The organism is Pseudomonas sp. LBUM1657 (assembly GCF_059716075.1).
Map to the genome: position 1 here is coordinate 1,717,812 of NZ_CP166799.1, position 15,776 is coordinate 1,733,587.

Here is a 15,776-nt window from a genome sequence, read left to right on the forward strand (position 1 = left end):
CATCGATGGTCTGCCATGCATTGTTCCGTTTGTGAACGCGCAGCCAGTAATGTGGCCTCCGTCTAAGTAAGACAAGGTAAAGAAAATTCATGGGCAGCATGCATCCCGTACAGGTGATCGCGGTGACCGGCGGCAAAGGTGGCGTCGGGAAGACTAACGTGTCAGTGAACTTGTCCCTGGCTCTAGCTGAGCTCGGCCGGCGCGTCATGCTGCTGGACGCCGATCTGGGGCTGGCGAACGTGGACGTCCTGCTGGGACTGACACCCAAACGTACCCTGGCCGACGTGATCGAAGGCCGCTGTGAGCTGCGCGACGTTCTGTTGCAGGGCCCTGGCGGTATCCGCATCGTTCCGGCCGCGTCCGGCACCCAGAGCATGGTTCATTTGAGCCCGGCTCAACACGCCGGCCTGATCCAGGCGTTCAGCGATATCGGCGACAACCTCGACGTATTGGTGATCGACACCGCTGCGGGCATTGGTGACTCGGTAGTCAGTTTCGTTCGCGCCGCGCAGGAAGTCCTGCTGGTGGTGTGTGACGAACCGACCTCCATCACTGACGCCTACGCACTGATCAAACTCCTGAACCGCGATTACGGCATGAACCGCTTCCGTGTCCTGGCCAACATGGCCCAGAGCCCACAGGAAGGTCGCAACCTGTTCGCCAAGTTGACCAAAGTCACGGATCGTTTTCTCGATGTCGCCCTGCAATACGTGGGCGCGGTGCCTTACGACGAAAGCGTGCGCAAGGCGGTGCAGAAGCAGCGCGCCGTCTACGAGGCCTTCCCGCGTTCCAAGTGCTCCCTGGCCTTCAAGGCGATTGCACAGAAGGTCGATACCTGGCCGCTGCCGGCCAACCCCCGTGGGCACCTGGAGTTTTTTGTCGAGCGCCTCGTGCAACAAACGGCAGGACCGGTGCTATGACAGCCAGCGGCTACAACCTCTACAAGAAGTCGGCACGTGACGCGCAGTACGAGCTGATCGAGCGTTACGCGCCACTGGTCAAACGCATTGCCTACCACCTGCTGGCGCGTCTGCCGGCCAGTGTCCAGGTCGAAGACCTGATCCAGGCCGGGATGATCGGCCTGCTTGAAGTGTCGACCAAATACGACGCCAGCAAAGGCGCAAGTTTCGAGACGTACGCGGGCATTCGAATCCGCGGCGCGATGCTCGATGAAGTGCGCAAGGGGGACTGGGCGCCACGTTCGGTCCACCGCAATACCAGGATGGTCAGCGATGCCATTCGCTCGATTGAAGCTAAAACCGGTCGTGACGCTAAAGATCACGAGGTTGCGGCCGAACTCCAATTGAGTCTCGACGATTATTACGGGATTTTGAACGACACCCTGGGCAGCCGGTTATTCAGTTTCGACGATCTGTTGCAGGACGGCGAACACGAAGGGCTGCATGAGGATGGCGCGAGTGCTCATCTCGAGCCGTCACGCGATCTGGAAGATGAACGCTTCCAGGCGGCGTTGGCGGACGCGATTGCCAATTTGCCGGAGCGTGAGCGACTGGTGTTGGCGCTGTACTACGACGAAGAGTTGAATCTCAAGGAAATCGGTGAGGTCCTTGGTGTCAGCGAATCTCGGGTCAGCCAGTTACACAGCCAGTGCGCGGCCCGTTTGCGGGGGCGTTTGGGGGAGTGGCGAGCGCGCTGAAGGCAGTGTGGGGACACTGCGAACGTGGCTGGTGTGGTTGTTGAACCGCGCCGGTCTCGATCTGTTGTGCTCCAGACAGTCATCGAATGCTTCGCCGGATTGATTGAAATGGCGCGTCCAGGTGCTGGGCGCGTTTAAGACTGCTTGGAGGTCGAATTGGACAAGAACATGAAAATCCTCATCGTTGATGACTTCTCAACGATGCGGCGGATCATTAAAAACCTGTTGCGTGACCTTGGGTTCACCAACACGGTCGAGGCCGACGATGGCACTACCGCCATTCCGGTACTCAACAGCGGGAGCATCGACTTTCTGGTAACGGACTGGAACATGCCTGGCATGACCGGTATCGATTTGCTGCGCCACGTGCGTGCCGATGAAAAGCTCAAGCACCTGCCGGTGCTGATGGTGACCGCTGAAGCCAAGCGTGAGCAGATCATCGAAGCGGCCCAGGCCGGTGTTAACGGCTATGTGGTCAAACCCTTCACGGCCCAGGCGTTGAAAGAAAAAATCGAGAAGATTTTCGAACGCATCGGTTGAGAAACTGCGCCACGGGGAAGCTATGGAGCATAACGAATCTTCACAGGGCGATTTCGAGTCGACCCTGAAAAAACACGCTGTCGAACTGGTCGAAAGCCTTGAAAAAGGCAAGTTCGGTGACGCTGTGCAATTGATCCATGAGCTCAACCAGACCCGTGACCGCGGCCTGTATCAGGAAGTGGGCAAGCTCACTCGCGAGCTGCATAGCGCAATCGTCAATTTTCAGATTGACCCGAACATGCCGCAAGCCGAGGAAGTGTCGCAGATCACGGACGCGACCGAGCGCCTGGGCTATGTGGTCAAGCTGACCGAGGCCGCGGCCAACCGCACCATGGACCTGGTGGAAAACGCCACGCCGCTGGTCAATGGCCTGAGCAACGAAGCCCAGGCCTTGAGCACCGACTGGGGACGGTTCATGCGTCGCGAAGTCGGGGCTGAAGAATTCCGCGAGCTGGCCCGGCGTGTCGACGGTTTCCTGACACGCAGCAGCGAGGACAATCGCATTGTGTCGAGCAACCTCAACGACATTCTGCTCGCTCAGGATTACCAGGACCTCACCGGTCAAGTGATCAAGCGTGTGACCCAATTGGTCACCGAAGTTGAAAGCAACCTGCTCAAGCTCGTGCTTATGGCCAGTCAGGTGGACCGCTTTGCGGGCATCGAACATGACCGTGATGCGATGCTGGCTGAAAAAGATCCACAAAAACATCTCTCTCAGGGTGAAGGTCCGCAGATTCATGCCGATAAAAGAGAAGACGTTGTGTCCGGTCAGGACGATGTGGACGATTTGCTATCCAGCCTTGGATTTTAGGTTTTTAGACCTGTTAGGAGCACCCCATACATGAGCTTCGGCGCCGATGAAGAGATCCTTCAGGATTTTCTGGTTGAGGCCGGCGAGATTCTAGAGCAACTGTCCGAGCAACTGGTCGAGCTTGAAAGCCGGCCAGATGATGCGGATTTGCTCAATGCAATTTTTCGCGGTTTTCACACTGTAAAAGGGGGCGCCGGCTTCCTCCAGCTCAACGAGCTGGTGGAGTGCTGTCACATCGCCGAGAACGTGTTCGACATCCTGCGCAAGGGTGAGCGTCGCGTCGACTCGGAATTGATGGACGTGGTTCTCGAAGCGCTGGACGCGGTGAACAGCATGTTTACCGAAGTTCGCGAACGCAGCCCGATCACCGCTGCCACGCCTGAATTGCTGGCGGCCCTGGCCCGTCTGGCCGAGCCGCAAACCGCTGATGAAGCAGCCCCTGTTGCGGCTGTGGTCGAAGAACCGGCCGCTGAAAGCGAATCGGGCGACATCACCGATAACGAATTCGAACAACTGCTGGACTCGCTGAATGCCGTCAAGGCCCAGGCCGAAGCTCCTGCGGCTGCTCCGCTGCCGGCCGGCAATGCCGCGGCCAGCGATGAAATTACCGATGCCGAGTTCGAGTCGTTGCTCGATCAACTGCACGGCAAAGGTCAGTTCGCCATCGATGCGGTGGCCCCGGCGCCCGCCGCACCGGCTGCCCCGAAAGCGGCAGGCGATAGCTCCGACATCACCGACGACGAGTTTGAAGCACTGCTCGATCAGCTGCACGGCAAGGGCAACTTTGCGGTCGATGCGCTGGAATCGGCCATTGCCTCGGTCCCGACCCCTGCGGCGCCAACCGCCGCAGTGGCCGGCGGCGATCTGATCTCCGATCACGAGTTCGAATCGCTGCTCGACGAACTGCACGGCAAAGGCAAGTTCACTGAAGTCGGTACCGGTTCTGCTGCTTCTTCGGTGACCGCTGCGGTCGTCAAAGCCGCTGCACCGAAACCTGTGGCCAAAGCGCCCGAGCCAAAAGCCGAAGCGCCGAAACCTGCTGCCGCTGCTGCACCGGCGCCTGCTCGTGCACCGTCCGCGCCACCAGCGGATAAGCCGGCCAGCGAAGCCGAGACCACCGTGCGGGTCGATACCGCGCGTCTGGACGAGATTATGAACATGGTCGGCGAGTTGGTGCTGGTGCGTAACCGTCTGGTGCGCCTGGGCCTCAACAGCGGCGACGAAGCCATGTCCAAGGCCGTGTCGAACCTCGACGTGGTCACGGCCGACCTGCAGACCGCGGTCATGAAGACCCGGATGCAACCGATCAAGAAAGTATTCGGGCGCTTCCCGCGTCTGGTTCGAGACCTGGCTCGCCAGCTCAAGAAAGAGATCAACCTGGAACTGGTCGGCGAAGAAACTGACCTCGACAAGAACCTCGTCGAGGCCCTGGCCGATCCGCTGGTCCACTTGGTGCGCAACTCGGTCGACCACGGTATTGAAGAACCGGCCGATCGCGAAGCGATGGGCAAACCTCGCAGCGGTAAAGTGATCCTGTCCGCTGAACAGGAAGGCGACCACATCCTGCTGTCCATCTCCGATGACGGCAAGGGCATGGACGCCGAAGTTCTGCGCGGCATCGCCGTAAAAAAAGGTTTGATGGACAAGGATGCAGCGGATCGCCTCAGCGAGTCCGATTGCTTCAACCTGATCTTCGCGCCGGGTTTCTCGACCAAGACCGAGATTTCCGATGTGTCCGGACGCGGCGTGGGCATGGACGTGGTGAAAACCAAAATCGCCCAGCTCAACGGCACCATCAATATCTATTCGACCAAGGGCAAGGGCTCGAAGATCGTCATCAAGGTTCCGTTGACCCTGGCGATCATGCCGACGCTGATGGTCATGCTCGGCAACCAGGCGTTTGCGTTCCCGCTGGTGAACGTCAACGAGATCTTCCACCTCGACCTGTCACGCACCAACGTGGTGGACGGTCAGGAAGTGGTGATCGTGCGCGACAAGGCGCTGCCACTGTTCTACCTCAAACGCTGGCTGGTCAGCTCCGCCGCTCACGAAGAGCAGCGCGAAGGCCATGTGGTGATCCTTTCGGTGGGCACTCAACGGATCGGCTTCGTCGTCGATCAACTGGTGGGCCAGGAAGAAGTGGTCATCAAGCCATTGGGCAAAATGCTCCAGGGAACCCCGGGCATGTCCGGCGCCACCATCACCGGTGACGGCCGCATTGCGCTGATTCTCGATGTTCCGAGCATGCTCAAGCGTTACGCCGCACGGCGTATTTGATTCTGGTGGAGCGGGGCGACTGAGCCTCGCTCCGTCTAATGGAGTGTTTATGGCAGTCAAAGTCCTGGTGGTGGACGATTCGGGGTTTTTCCGCCGCCGCGTCTCGGAAATTCTTTCAGCGGATCCGAATATCCAGGTCGTCGGCACGGCGACCAACGGAAAAGAGGCGATCGATCAGGCGCTGGCCCTCAAGCCAGACGTGATCACCATGGACTACGAGATGCCAATGATGGATGGCATCACGGCCGTGCGGCATATCATGCAGCGCTGCCCGACCCCGGTCTTGATGTTTTCCTCGCTGACGCACGAAGGCGCCCGGGTCACCCTGGATGCGCTGGATGCTGGCGCGGTGGATTTCCTGCCGAAGAATTTCGAAGACATCTCGCGCAATCCCGAGAAGGTCAAGCAACTGCTGTGCGAGAAGATTCTCAGCATTTCGCGCAGTAATCGTCGTGTCAGCGCCTACGCTGCTCCGGCCCCTGTCTCTGCACCCGCACCGACGCCAGCGCCTTCGAGCGCCAGCAGTTACGGCAGCAGCGCGCCTGCACGTCCGGCACCTGCGCCGATCCCGGCTCGTGCACACGCGGCCAGCCCGTCGTCGCCAGCGCCAAAACGCAAAGCCTACAAACTGGTTGCCATCGGCACGTCCACCGGCGGCCCGGTTGCCCTGCAGCGGGTGCTCACCCAATTGCCGGCTAATTTCCCGGCGCCGATCGTGTTGATTCAGCACATGCCGGCAGCGTTCACCAAAGCCTTTGCCGAACGCCTGGACAAGCTCTGCCGCATCAGCGTCAAGGAAGCCGAGGATGGCGACATCCTGCGCCCAGGCATGGCGCTGCTGGCACCGGGTGGCAAACAGATGATGATCGACGGCCGTGGCGCGGTGAAAATCCTGCCGGGCGACGAGCGTTTGAATTACAAGCCGTGCGTGGACATCACCTTCGGTTCCGCGGCCAAGTCTTACGGCGACAAAGTTCTGGCGGTCGTGTTGACCGGCATGGGCGCCGACGGTCGTGAAGGTGCGCGTCTGCTCAAGCAGGGCGGCAGCTCGATCTGGGCCCAGGATGAAGCCAGCTGCGTGATCTATGGCATGCCGATGGCCATCGTCAAAGCCGAACTCGCCGATGCGGTGTACGGCCTGGACGATATCGGCCGGCATCTGGTCGAGGCGTGTATCTGATGGATGTTCTAAGCCTCATCGGGATCATCATGGCGTTCGTCGCCATCATTGGCGGCAACTACCTTGAAGGCGGTCACCTCGGCGCCCTGGCCAACGGCCCGGCGGCGTTGATCGTCATCGGCGGGACCGTCGGTGCGGCGCTGCTGCAATCGCCAATGAGCGCCTTCAAGCGTGCCATGCAGATTCTTGGCTGGATCCTGTTCCCGCCTCGCGTGGACCTGGCCGGTGGTATCGATCGCGTCGTGAACTGGAGCCTGACCGCACGCAAGGAAGGCCTGCTCGGTCTGGAAGGAGTGGCCGACGCCGAACCCGACAACTACTCGCGAAAAGGCCTGCAACTGCTGGTTGATGGCGCCGAGCCGGAAGCGATTCGCAGCATCCTGGAAGTGGATTTCTACACCCAGGAAAGTCGCGATATCGAAGCTGCCAAAGTCTTTGAAAGCATGGGTGGCTACGCGCCGACCATCGGCATCATCGGTGCGGTGATGGGCCTGATCCACGTCATGGGTAACCTGGCCGATCCGTCGCAACTGGGCAGCGGCATTGCCGTCGCCTTCGTCGCCACCATCTACGGCGTGGCCAGTGCCAACCTGGTGCTGCTGCCGATTGCCGCCAAACTCAAATCCGTTGCCATGCGCCAATCGCGTTATCGCGAAATGTTGCTGGAAGGCATTTTGTCGATCGCCGAAGGTGAAAACCCTCGCTCTATCGAGTTGAAGCTTCAGGGCTTCATGGATTGATGGGAGACATGGACCATGGCACGTCGTCGCCAACCTGAAGAACACGTCAATCATGAACGTTGGCTCGTTTCCTACGCCGACTTCATCACGTTGTTGTTCGCTTTCTTCGTGGTGATGTATTCGATTTCTTCGATCAACGAAGGCAAGTACAAGGTCATTTCTGAAGCGCTGATCGGTGTGTTCACTGATTCGGATCGTGCCCTCAAGCCAATCCCGATCGGCGATGAGCGACCGAAGACCGTGACCCCGGCCAAGCCGCTGGTCAAGGACAGCGAGCAGATCGACGCCGGTATTGCCCAGGCTGCCAACGATCCGCTCAAAAGTATCGCCGATGACATCAGCGCGGCGTTCGGCGACCTGATCAGTTCCAACCAGATGACCGTGCGCGGCAATGAGTTGTGGGTCGAGATCGAGCTCAACTCCAGCCTGTTGTTCGGCAGCGGCGACGCCATGCCCAGCGACATCGCGTTCAACATCATTGATAAGGTCGCGGCGATTCTGAGGCCGTTCGACAACCCGATTCACGTCGAAGGTTTCACCGACGATCAACCGATCCGCACCGCGCAGTATCCGACTAACTGGGAGCTGTCCTCGGCCCGTTCGGCCAGCATCGTGCGCATGCTGGCGATGCAGGGTGTGAACCCCGGTCGGCTGGCGTCGGTGGGTTACGGCGAATTCCAGCCCGTGGCCAACAACGCCACGGCCGAGGGCAGGGCGCGCAACCGTCGCGTGGTGCTGGTGGTGTCACGAAATCTCGATGTACGTCGCAGCCTCACGGGTACCGGAACCGCTCATACCAAACCGGATGCCGCGTTGAAGCGTGCTGGCACACAAACTGCACCGACCCCGGTCAAGTCGCCGGTACGAGAGAGCGCCGTCAATTCTCCGTCACCCGCATTAATACGTTGAGCTATTTCTCGGTCGACCGGTTCGACCGGGAGGAACAATCCGAATGAGAGTCTGGGCAGTCGCCAATCAAAAGGGTGGTGTCGGTAAAACCACTTCCTCTATCGCTTTAGCCGGTTTACTGGCCGAGGCGGGCAAGCGCGTGGTTGTGGTCGATCTCGACCCCCACGGCTCCATGACCAGTTACTTCGGATACGACCCCGACAGCCTGGAACACAGCAGCTACGACTTGTTCCTGCACAAGGGCAGCGTGCCCCAAGGCTTGCCCGGCCAGTTGTTGTTGCCCACCAGTCACGAAAGCATTTCCCTGCTGCCATCGAGCACGGCGCTGGCGACCCTTGAGCGCCAGTCGCCGGGCCAGAGTGGCCTGGGCCTGGTGATTGCCAAGAGCCTGGCGCAATTGTGGCAGGACTTCGATTACGCGGTGATCGACAGCCCGCCGTTGCTCGGCGTGCTGATGGTCAATGCCTTGGCGGCGAGCCAGCAGTTGGTGATCCCGGTGCAGACCGAACACCTGGCGGTCAAAGGCCTGGAGCGCATGGTCAACACCCTGGCGATGATCAACCGTTCACGCAAACAGGCATTGCCATTCAGTATCGTGCCGACGTTGTTCGACCGCCGCACGCAAGCGTCCCTCGGGACCCTGCGGGTATTGCGCGACAAGTACCCGGAAGAAATCTGGCAAGGCTACATTCCCGTCGACACCCGCTTGCGTGACGCCAGCCGTGCCGGCGTGACACCTTCGCAATTCGATGGCAAAAGCCGTGGCGTTCTCGCTTACCGCGCACTGCTCAAGCATTTGCTGGCGGCACAACTTGTTCCGCAGGTGGCGTGAATGAGCATTCCTTGCGTGGTGCGCCCATGAATCGGCCGGTGAAAATCACTTCGCGTCCGCAACTGGCGTTGCAGTCCTACCTGGACAGCTTGCTGATGGATGCGACCGAAGAGTTGCCGGCGGAAATCGAAGCACTTCCCGAGGTGCCTGAAGTTGAAGCGGCGCTGGACGAGTTCCAGGCCGCTGTGCTCGAAGAGCAGGCCCGGGATGCGCAGAAGCCTGCCGCCGTCGCCGCGCCAGTGGTTGCGCCAGTGGCTGTGCAAACTCCGCTGGCTGTGATTGAAGCACCGGCCCCCATCCTGGCGCCGGTCTCGACCATCGCCCCCCTGCTGCAAGCCTTGGTGCCGCCGGTCGTCGAAGTCCATCTGCCACCGAGCAACACGCCGCCACCGGTAGCAACCGACGGTCGTCCGGCATGGGCGGCGGAGCCCTTCGAATGCCTGTTGTTCGATGTCGCCGGTTTGACCCTCGCGGTACCGCTGGTGTGCCTGGGTTCGATTTACTCCCTGGCGGGTCACGAGCTGACGCCGCTGTTCGGTCAGCCGGAATGGTTCCTCGGCATCCTGCCGAGCCAGGCCGGCAACCTGAAGGTCCTGGATACGGCGCGCTGGGTCATGCCGGATCGTTATCGCGATGACTTCCGCCAGGGCCTGCAATACGTTATTTCGGTTCAGGGCTACGAGTGGGGGCTGGCGGTGCATCAGGTCAGTCGCTCGTTGCGCCTGGACCCGAACGAAATCAAATGGCGCAGCCACCGTGGTCAACGGCCATGGCTGGCGGGCACGGTGATTGAACACATGTGTGCGTTGCTCGACGTTGCCGCGCTGGCCGAGTTGATCGCCAGTGGCGGGGCCAAGCATATGGGCGGCAGCAAGCCGACTCACAAACCAACATAAAAACATGCGATGGCAGTGACTGCCGACGCACCGAACACACACCGCTAGGGCGGTTTTTCGAGGGGTCAGGGTATGAATGATAAGGCGTCGTCTGCAAAAGGTTCCGAAGATCCGATCCTGCAATGGGTAACCTTCAAGCTGGACAATGAAACCTACGGCATCAACGTGATGCGCGTTCAGGAAGTCCTGCGCTACACCGAAATCGCCCCGGTCCCGGGTGCCCCGAGCTACGTGCTGGGCATCATCAACCTGCGCGGTAACGTGGTCACCGTAATTGACACCCGTCAGCGCTTCGGCCTGATGAATGCCGAGATCAGCGACAACACCCGTATCGTCATTATCGAAGCCGACAAGCAGGTTGTCGGGATCATGGTCGACAGCGTGGCTGAAGTGGTTTACCTGCGTCAGTCGGAAATCGAAACCGCGCCGAACGTCGGTAACGAAGAGTCCGCCAAGTTCATTCAAGGCGTGTGCAACAAGAACAACGAATTGCTGATCCTGGTCGAACTGGACAAGATGATGAGCGAAGAAGAATGGTCGGACCTGGAGAACATCTGATTGATTCTTGAGGTGGCGGTCATTGTCCTGTTCCTCTTCTGGGCAGGCACGCTGGCGATGTTTCTGGCGTACATTCGCGCTCAAAAGCAGATCGCCGCGCAACAGGCCGAGGGCGATGCGCTGCGTGATCAGCGCATCAAGGACCTGGCCAAGCGCGTCGACAACTACCAGAGCGGCAGCGTGCGCATGGGGGAAGACCTGCATGAACTGCGCGCGGTCGTGGGGCCTTTGCCGGACAAACTGGCTCAACTGGAACAACGCGATCCGTCGAGTCTGTCGTTTGCCCAGGCGGCGCGATTGGTCGGGATGGGCGCGAGCGTCGACGAACTGACCCAGTCCTGCGGCCTGACCCAGGCCGAGGCGGAGTTGATGAGCAAGTTGCACAAGAGCTGATTTTTGCGATTCGGCTGGAATAGTCATTCGCGAGCAAGCCCGCTCCCACAGGGGATTGGTGGTGTTCACATATTTTGTGTCCACCTCCAATCCCCTGTGGGAGCGGGCTTGCTCGCGAAGGCGGCCTCGAAAACTCAGTAATCATCCCCGCGTGCAGTGACATCCTTCTCCACCATCACCGCATCCGGATCATCCCCCGCCGGAAACTTGCCCTTCAGATTCCACGCAAACGCGATGATCTCGGCAATCGTGCGGTACAACTCCTCCGGAATACTGTCCCCCAACTCCATCCGCGCCAGCAGTTTCACCAGTTCGGCGTTTTCGTAGATGGGCACTTCACAATCGCGGGCAATTTTCAGAATGGCTTCGGCCAGTTCTTCGTCGCCTTTTGCCGTGAGGGTAGGGGCGTGCGTACCGTCATATTTGAGGGCGATGGCCTGGCGCGGGGTGTTGGGGTTTTTCATGCGGTTTCGTCGACCCAGCGTTGTTCGAGGCGGGTTTGGGGCCCTTGTGGCGGTGTGCCGAGATGGCAATCAAGATCGCCGACGTTCAGGCCGGACGCCAGCAAGCGTTGGCGCAGCGCGGCCAAATTGCTTTCGATCAGGCTGGCAGTGTAGGGCCGTTCGGCCCAGAGCTGACTGGAGAGGCTGCCCTTGATCAATTGCGCCTGAATCTGCAATGGCCCCAGGGGCTCCATATCGAACGCCAGCTCGACCCGCCACAGTTGCTGTTTTGGCTCGCGCTCGTCGCGCCGTTCGTGGGGTTGTTCTTTTTCGTGCGCTTCTTCGCGCTGGAACTTGACCTGCAACGGCACGATGTCTTGCATGTTGCGCATCGGGATTTCCATTTGCCAGGTACTCATCAACCGCCCGTCGCTGGTGACGCCAGTCTGTTCCAGGCTCGACAGCTGATGACTTTGCAGGCGAGAAACCGCGGCGGCGGCCAGACGCAGCAGGTGCTCGAGATCGCCTTCGTCATCTGTGCTTTGCAGCAGGCGTTCAGGCAGCGGGAAACTGGTCGGCGACGGTTTGGCGCTGACCTGCCCGAGCATGCCGAGGGCGCTGCGCACGAAATTCGGCATCGCCTGAGCCATGGTGTTGGCGGCAATGATCGCGTTGAGATTGGTGTTGGCCGGCAGCAGTTGCGCGATCAGCTTGAGCAAATCGGCCTTCATGTCTGGGGCCAGGGTCGGGTTTTGTCCGGCGACCAGTTTGCTTTCCAGGAACATTCCGCTGTTGGCCAACGCCAGGGCCAGGCCTTTGGGCGTGCTCAATTGATGAACATCCGGCAGGCCGGCGAGCAGCTTGTCCACCGCTGCACGCAGATCGCCGGAAGTCTGATCCGAGGGCGGCAGGTTTTGCAGAAGCTTGATCAACCCATCCAGCGAGCCCTGGCGGCTCTGTTGGCTGACCAGTTGCTGGGTCACCGCCAATTGCTCCTGACGGCTGCTCAGCGGCACGAATTTCAACGTCTGGCTGTCCTGCACCAGCGCGCTGAGCAAGGTGCCGATGCGCAGCGGCTGCGGGCTGTCGATACTCAGGGTGCTGCCGCTCAACGCGGTATTGAGCAGGCTCACCATCGAGCGAAAGACCGCTGGCTGGCCCGGCACTGGCGGCATCGCCTGCGAGGTCAACACTTTACCTTGCAGCAGGGTGCCGACCGGTAACTGCGCCGTGTCGAGGCGGGTGAGGGTGGCGACGCTGGACGCGATGGCCTGTTGCACGGTAATCGCCAGACTGCTCGCCGAGGGCTGAGTGATCGCCAGGTTGGTGCCTTGGGGCAACGGTTGGTTGCTGGTCGCCTGGACCGTGGTTTGACGACCGCTGTCGAGGGTGACCTTGAGCAGCAGTTGAAAGGTCTGATCCGCCTGCTTGAGCGACAGCACTTCAGCCTTGGCGGTCTGGCCGGCGGTGATCAGGCCCTCCATTGGCGTCAGCAGCTTGAGCAACTCGCTGCTGATAGCCAGCGGACGTGAAGTCGCGGGCGTCGGCTGCGGTAGCGGGAGGATGTTCATTTCGCCTGTCATACGCGGTCACAACCTGAGGAAATTGCCCTCTTTAGAGTAGGGCGTGGCATGTATAATGCCGCCCCGTTGTATCCAGGGCGCTGAAAACATTTCAAAAACTTGATCCAGCTCCTTAGAACGGGCCGCCAATGCATTTATCCTGCATATCTTTAACGGCCGCTCTACTGCCGACTTGAACCGTAAAAAGGCCCGTGATCTCTTGACCAGTCCTGTCCTGCAAACCGTTGCCCTCGCCTGTGAGCGAGACCTTCGGCTGCTCTTCGAAAATCTCGAATTGAGACTGGCCAGTGGCGAAATGTTGCAAATCAGCGGCCCCAACGGCAGTGGCAAAACCAGTTTATTACGCCTGTTGTCAGGCCTGATGCACCCGACCGCCGGTCAAGTGCTGCTGAACGGGCAGCCATTGAACCAGCAACGCAGCGAGCTGGCGCGCAACCTGCTGTGGATCGGCCATGCGGCCGGCATCAAGGATCTGCTGACGCCGGAAGAAAACCTGAGCTGGCTCTGCGCCCTGCATCAACCCGCGTCCCATGAGGCCATCTGGCAGGCACTGGCGGCGGTCGGCCTGCGCGGTTTCGAGGATGTTCCTTGTCACACCCTGTCCGCCGGTCAGCAACGCCGCGTGGCGTTGGCGCGGTTATACCTGGACAGCCCGCCGCTGTGGATTCTCGATGAGCCGTTCACCGCCCTCGACAAACAAGGCGTGGCGCAACTCGAAGAACATCTGGCCGCTCACTGTGAGCGCGGCGGCATGGTGGTGTTGACCACCCACCACACGTTGAGCCGGATGCCGGCCAGCTATCGCGACATTGATTTGGGGAACTGGGCCGCATGAGTGTTTTCGGCCTGCTGGTCGCCCGCGAGGCTCGTCTGTTGTTCCGCCGTCCTGCGGAACTGGCCAATCCGCTCGTATTCTTCGCCATCGTGGTTGCGCTGTTCCCGTTGGCGGTCGGTCCCGAGTCTCAATTGTTGCAAACCTTGTCCCCGGGACTGGTCTGGGTGGCGGCGCTTTTATCGGTTTTGCTCTCGCTGGACGGGCTTTTCCGCAGTGATTTCGAAGACGGTTCGCTTGAGCAGTGGGTCCTTTCGCCGCACCCCCTGCCTCTTCTGGTTTTGGCCAAGGTACTGGCACACTGGGCCTTCTCCGGCCTGGCACTGGTTTTGCTCGCTCCACTGTTGGCATTGATGCTCGGTTTACCAACCGCCTGTCTGCCGGTGTTGCTGGTTTCTTTATTGCTGGGTACACCGGTGCTGAGCCTGCTCGGTGCGGTGGGCGCGGCCCTGACGGTCGGATTGAAGCGTGGCGGCCTGTTACTGGCGCTGCTGATTCTGCCGCTGTACATCCCGGTGTTGATTCTTGGCAGTGGCGCCTTGCAGGCGGCATTGCAAGGCATGCCGGCGACCGGTTATCTCTTGTGGCTTGGTAGCCTGACCGCCTTGGCGATAACCCTGACACCGTTTGCAATAGCTGCTGGCCTGAAGATCAGCGTCGGCGAATAATGAGGTCTGGTTATTTTTTAACCAGTAAAGACCCTTGGCTCTTCAAAGCGAAGAGCAACCGTGATGGAAACAGTAATGAACTGGACCTGGTTTCATAAGCTCGGCTCACCCAAATGGTTTTATGGCATCAGCGGCAAACTGCTGCCATGGCTGAGCGTCGCGGCGTTGCTGCTGATCGGCGTCGGCGTAGTTTGGGGCCTGGCCTTTGCGCCGCCCGACTACCAGCAAGGCAACAGCTTTCGCATCATCTATATCCACGTTCCGGCCGCCATGCTCGCGCAGTCCATCTACGTGATGCTGGCCGTGTGCGGCATCGTCGGGCTGGTGTGGAAGATGAAACTGGCCGACGTCGCCCTGCAATGCGCGGCACCCATTGGTGCCTGGATGACCGCCGTGGCACTGGTCACCGGCGCGATCTGGGGCAAACCGACCTGGGGCTCGTGGTGGGTCTGGGATGCGCGACTAACGTCCATGCTTATTCTGCTGTTTCTGTACTTCGGTCTCATTGCGCTGGGCAACGCGATCAGCAATCGTGACAGCGCGGCCAAGGCCTGCGCGGTGCTGGCGATTGTCGGCGTCATCAACATCCCGATCATCAAGTACTCGGTGGAGTGGTGGAACACCCTGCACCAGGGCGCGACCTTCACCCTCACCGAAAAACCGGCGATGCCCGCCGAAATGTGGCTGCCACTGCTGCTGACGGTGCTGGGTTTCTACTGTTTCTTCGGCGCAGTGTTGCTGCTGCGCATGCGTCTTGAAGTGCTCAAGCGTGAAGCGCGCGCCAGTTGGGTCAAGGCCGAAGTGCAGAACAGCCTGGAGGTCGCTCGATGAGTTTTGCTTCATTCGGCGATTTCCTCGCCATGGGCCATCACGGCCTGTATGTCTGGTCCGCCTATGGCATCTGCCTGGCGGTGCTGGCCCTCAACGTGGCGGCGCCGATCCTGGCCCGCAAGCGGTATCTGCAACAAGAGGCGCGACGTCTGCGCCGGGAGAACGGTCAGTGAATCCGCTGCGCAAAAAGCGTCTTGTCATCATTCTCGCGATCCTGGTCGGTGTCGGCGCTGCCGTCGGCCTGGCCCTGAGTGCCCTGCAGCAGAACATCAATCTGTTTTACACCCCGACCCAGATCGCCAACGGCGAAGCCCCGCAAGACACACGCATTCGCGCGGGCGGGATGGTCGAGCAAGGGTCGCTGCAACGGTCCGGCGATTCCCTGGACGTGAAATTCATCGTCACTGATTTCAACAAGTCCGTGACCATCAGCTATCGCGGCATCCTTCCGGACCTGTTCCGCGAAGGGCAGGGCATCGTTGCCTTGGGCAAGCTCAACGCTGATGGCGTGGTGGTGGCCGACGAAGTGCTGGCCAAGCACGATGAGAAGTACATGCCGCCGGAAGTGACCAAGGCTTTGAAAGACAGTGGTCTGTCGGCGCCTGCACCTGCGAAAGAGGGTTGAT

The 15,776-nt window shown here is 60.2% G+C and carries 19 protein-coding genes; 17 read left to right on the forward strand and 2 right to left on the reverse strand.

The window, feature by feature from the left end; translation table 11 throughout:
• The first annotated feature begins 89 nt into the window (after positions 1-89).
• From fleN to ACA055_RS07860, 12 genes are all read left to right on the forward strand, one after another.
• Positions 90-920, forward strand: coding sequence for a flagellar synthesis regulator FleN (gene fleN / locus ACA055_RS07805; RefSeq protein WP_008001746.1), 831 nt, complete (start codon positions 90-92; stop codon positions 918-920).
• Positions 917-1,657 (forward strand): RNA polymerase sigma factor FliA, encoded by a 741-nt coding sequence (gene fliA, locus ACA055_RS07810; RefSeq protein WP_007894214.1) that lies wholly within the window; start codon positions 917-919, stop codon positions 1,655-1,657. The genes fleN and fliA overlap by 4 nt, the downstream gene beginning before the upstream one ends.
• A 168-nt stretch (positions 1,658-1,825) precedes the next feature.
• Complete coding sequence (locus tag ACA055_RS07815) at positions 1,826-2,197, forward strand: chemotaxis response regulator CheY (protein WP_003183998.1); 372 nt, start codon at positions 1,826-1,828, stop codon at positions 2,195-2,197.
• A gap of 22 nt (positions 2,198-2,219) precedes the next feature.
• Positions 2,220-3,008, forward strand: a complete 789-nt coding sequence (locus tag ACA055_RS07820) for a protein phosphatase CheZ (RefSeq protein WP_497683104.1) — start codon at positions 2,220-2,222, stop codon at positions 3,006-3,008.
• 30 nt (positions 3,009-3,038) lie between these two features.
• Entirely contained in the window at positions 3,039-5,285 is a 2,247-nt protein-coding gene (locus tag ACA055_RS07825; protein WP_497683105.1) for a chemotaxis protein CheA, read from the forward strand.
• 49 nt (positions 5,286-5,334) lie between these two features.
• Positions 5,335-6,465, forward strand: a complete 1,131-nt coding sequence (locus ACA055_RS07830; protein WP_497683106.1) for a protein-glutamate methylesterase/protein-glutamine glutaminase — start codon at positions 5,335-5,337, stop codon at positions 6,463-6,465.
• Positions 6,465-7,205 (forward strand): flagellar motor protein, encoded by a 741-nt coding sequence (locus ACA055_RS07835; RefSeq protein ID WP_497683107.1) that lies wholly within the window; start codon positions 6,465-6,467, stop codon positions 7,203-7,205. The genes ACA055_RS07830 and ACA055_RS07835 overlap by 1 nt, the downstream gene beginning before the upstream one ends.
• Positions 7,206-7,220: 15 nt before the next feature.
• On the forward strand, positions 7,221-8,114 hold the full coding sequence (gene motD / locus ACA055_RS07840) for a flagellar motor protein MotD (protein WP_497683108.1): 894 nt from the start codon (positions 7,221-7,223) through the stop codon (positions 8,112-8,114).
• 43 nt (positions 8,115-8,157) lie between these two features.
• Positions 8,158-8,946, forward strand: coding sequence for a ParA family protein (locus ACA055_RS07845; protein WP_046046365.1), 789 nt, complete (start codon positions 8,158-8,160; stop codon positions 8,944-8,946).
• A 26-nt stretch (positions 8,947-8,972) separates the two neighbouring features.
• Positions 8,973-9,842, forward strand: a complete 870-nt coding sequence (locus ACA055_RS07850; RefSeq protein ID WP_497683109.1) for a CheW domain-containing protein — start codon at positions 8,973-8,975, stop codon at positions 9,840-9,842.
• Between the two features lie 72 nt (positions 9,843-9,914).
• Positions 9,915-10,400, forward strand: coding sequence for a chemotaxis protein CheW (locus ACA055_RS07855; protein WP_131061597.1), 486 nt, complete (start codon positions 9,915-9,917; stop codon positions 10,398-10,400).
• The gene (locus ACA055_RS07860) at positions 10,401-10,793 is read left to right on the forward strand and encodes a DUF2802 domain-containing protein (RefSeq protein ID WP_497683110.1); all 393 of its coding nucleotides are present in this window, start codon (positions 10,401-10,403) and stop codon (positions 10,791-10,793) included. It begins immediately after the preceding gene.
• A gap of 134 nt (positions 10,794-10,927) precedes the next feature.
• Here ACA055_RS07860 and ACA055_RS07865 read toward each other — a convergent pair whose 3' ends face one another.
• Complete coding sequence (locus ACA055_RS07865) at positions 10,928-11,257, reverse strand: EscU/YscU/HrcU family type III secretion system export apparatus switch protein (RefSeq protein ID WP_497683111.1); 330 nt, start codon at positions 11,255-11,257, stop codon at positions 10,928-10,930.
• Positions 11,254-12,819, reverse strand: coding sequence for a flagellar hook-length control protein FliK (gene fliK / locus ACA055_RS07870; protein WP_497683112.1), 1,566 nt, complete (start codon positions 12,817-12,819; stop codon positions 11,254-11,256). Before fliK ends, ACA055_RS07865 begins: the two co-directional genes overlap by 4 nt.
• Before the next feature lie 199 nt (positions 12,820-13,018).
• Here fliK and ccmA point away from each other — a divergent pair, with 199 nt between their 5' ends.
• The 5 genes from ccmA (at position 13,019) to ccmE (ending at position 15,775) form a co-directional block, all read left to right on the forward strand.
• Entirely contained in the window at positions 13,019-13,654 is a 636-nt protein-coding gene (ccmA, locus tag ACA055_RS07875; protein ID WP_497683113.1) for a cytochrome c biogenesis heme-transporting ATPase CcmA, read from the forward strand.
• Positions 13,651-14,319 (forward strand): heme exporter protein CcmB, encoded by a 669-nt coding sequence (gene ccmB / locus ACA055_RS07880; RefSeq protein ID WP_497683114.1) that lies wholly within the window; start codon positions 13,651-13,653, stop codon positions 14,317-14,319. The genes ccmA and ccmB overlap by 4 nt, the downstream gene beginning before the upstream one ends.
• 75 nt (positions 14,320-14,394) lie before the next feature.
• Positions 14,395-15,150 (forward strand): heme ABC transporter permease, encoded by a 756-nt coding sequence (locus ACA055_RS07885; protein WP_497683115.1) that lies wholly within the window; start codon positions 14,395-14,397, stop codon positions 15,148-15,150.
• Entirely contained in the window at positions 15,147-15,323 is a 177-nt protein-coding gene (gene ccmD, locus ACA055_RS07890; RefSeq protein WP_007939192.1) for a heme exporter protein CcmD, read from the forward strand. The genes ACA055_RS07885 and ccmD overlap by 4 nt, the downstream gene beginning before the upstream one ends.
• Entirely contained in the window at positions 15,320-15,775 is a 456-nt protein-coding gene (gene ccmE / locus ACA055_RS07895; RefSeq protein WP_497683116.1) for a cytochrome c maturation protein CcmE, read from the forward strand. Before ccmD ends, ccmE begins: the two co-directional genes overlap by 4 nt.
• Position 15,776: the final 1 nt, after the last annotated feature.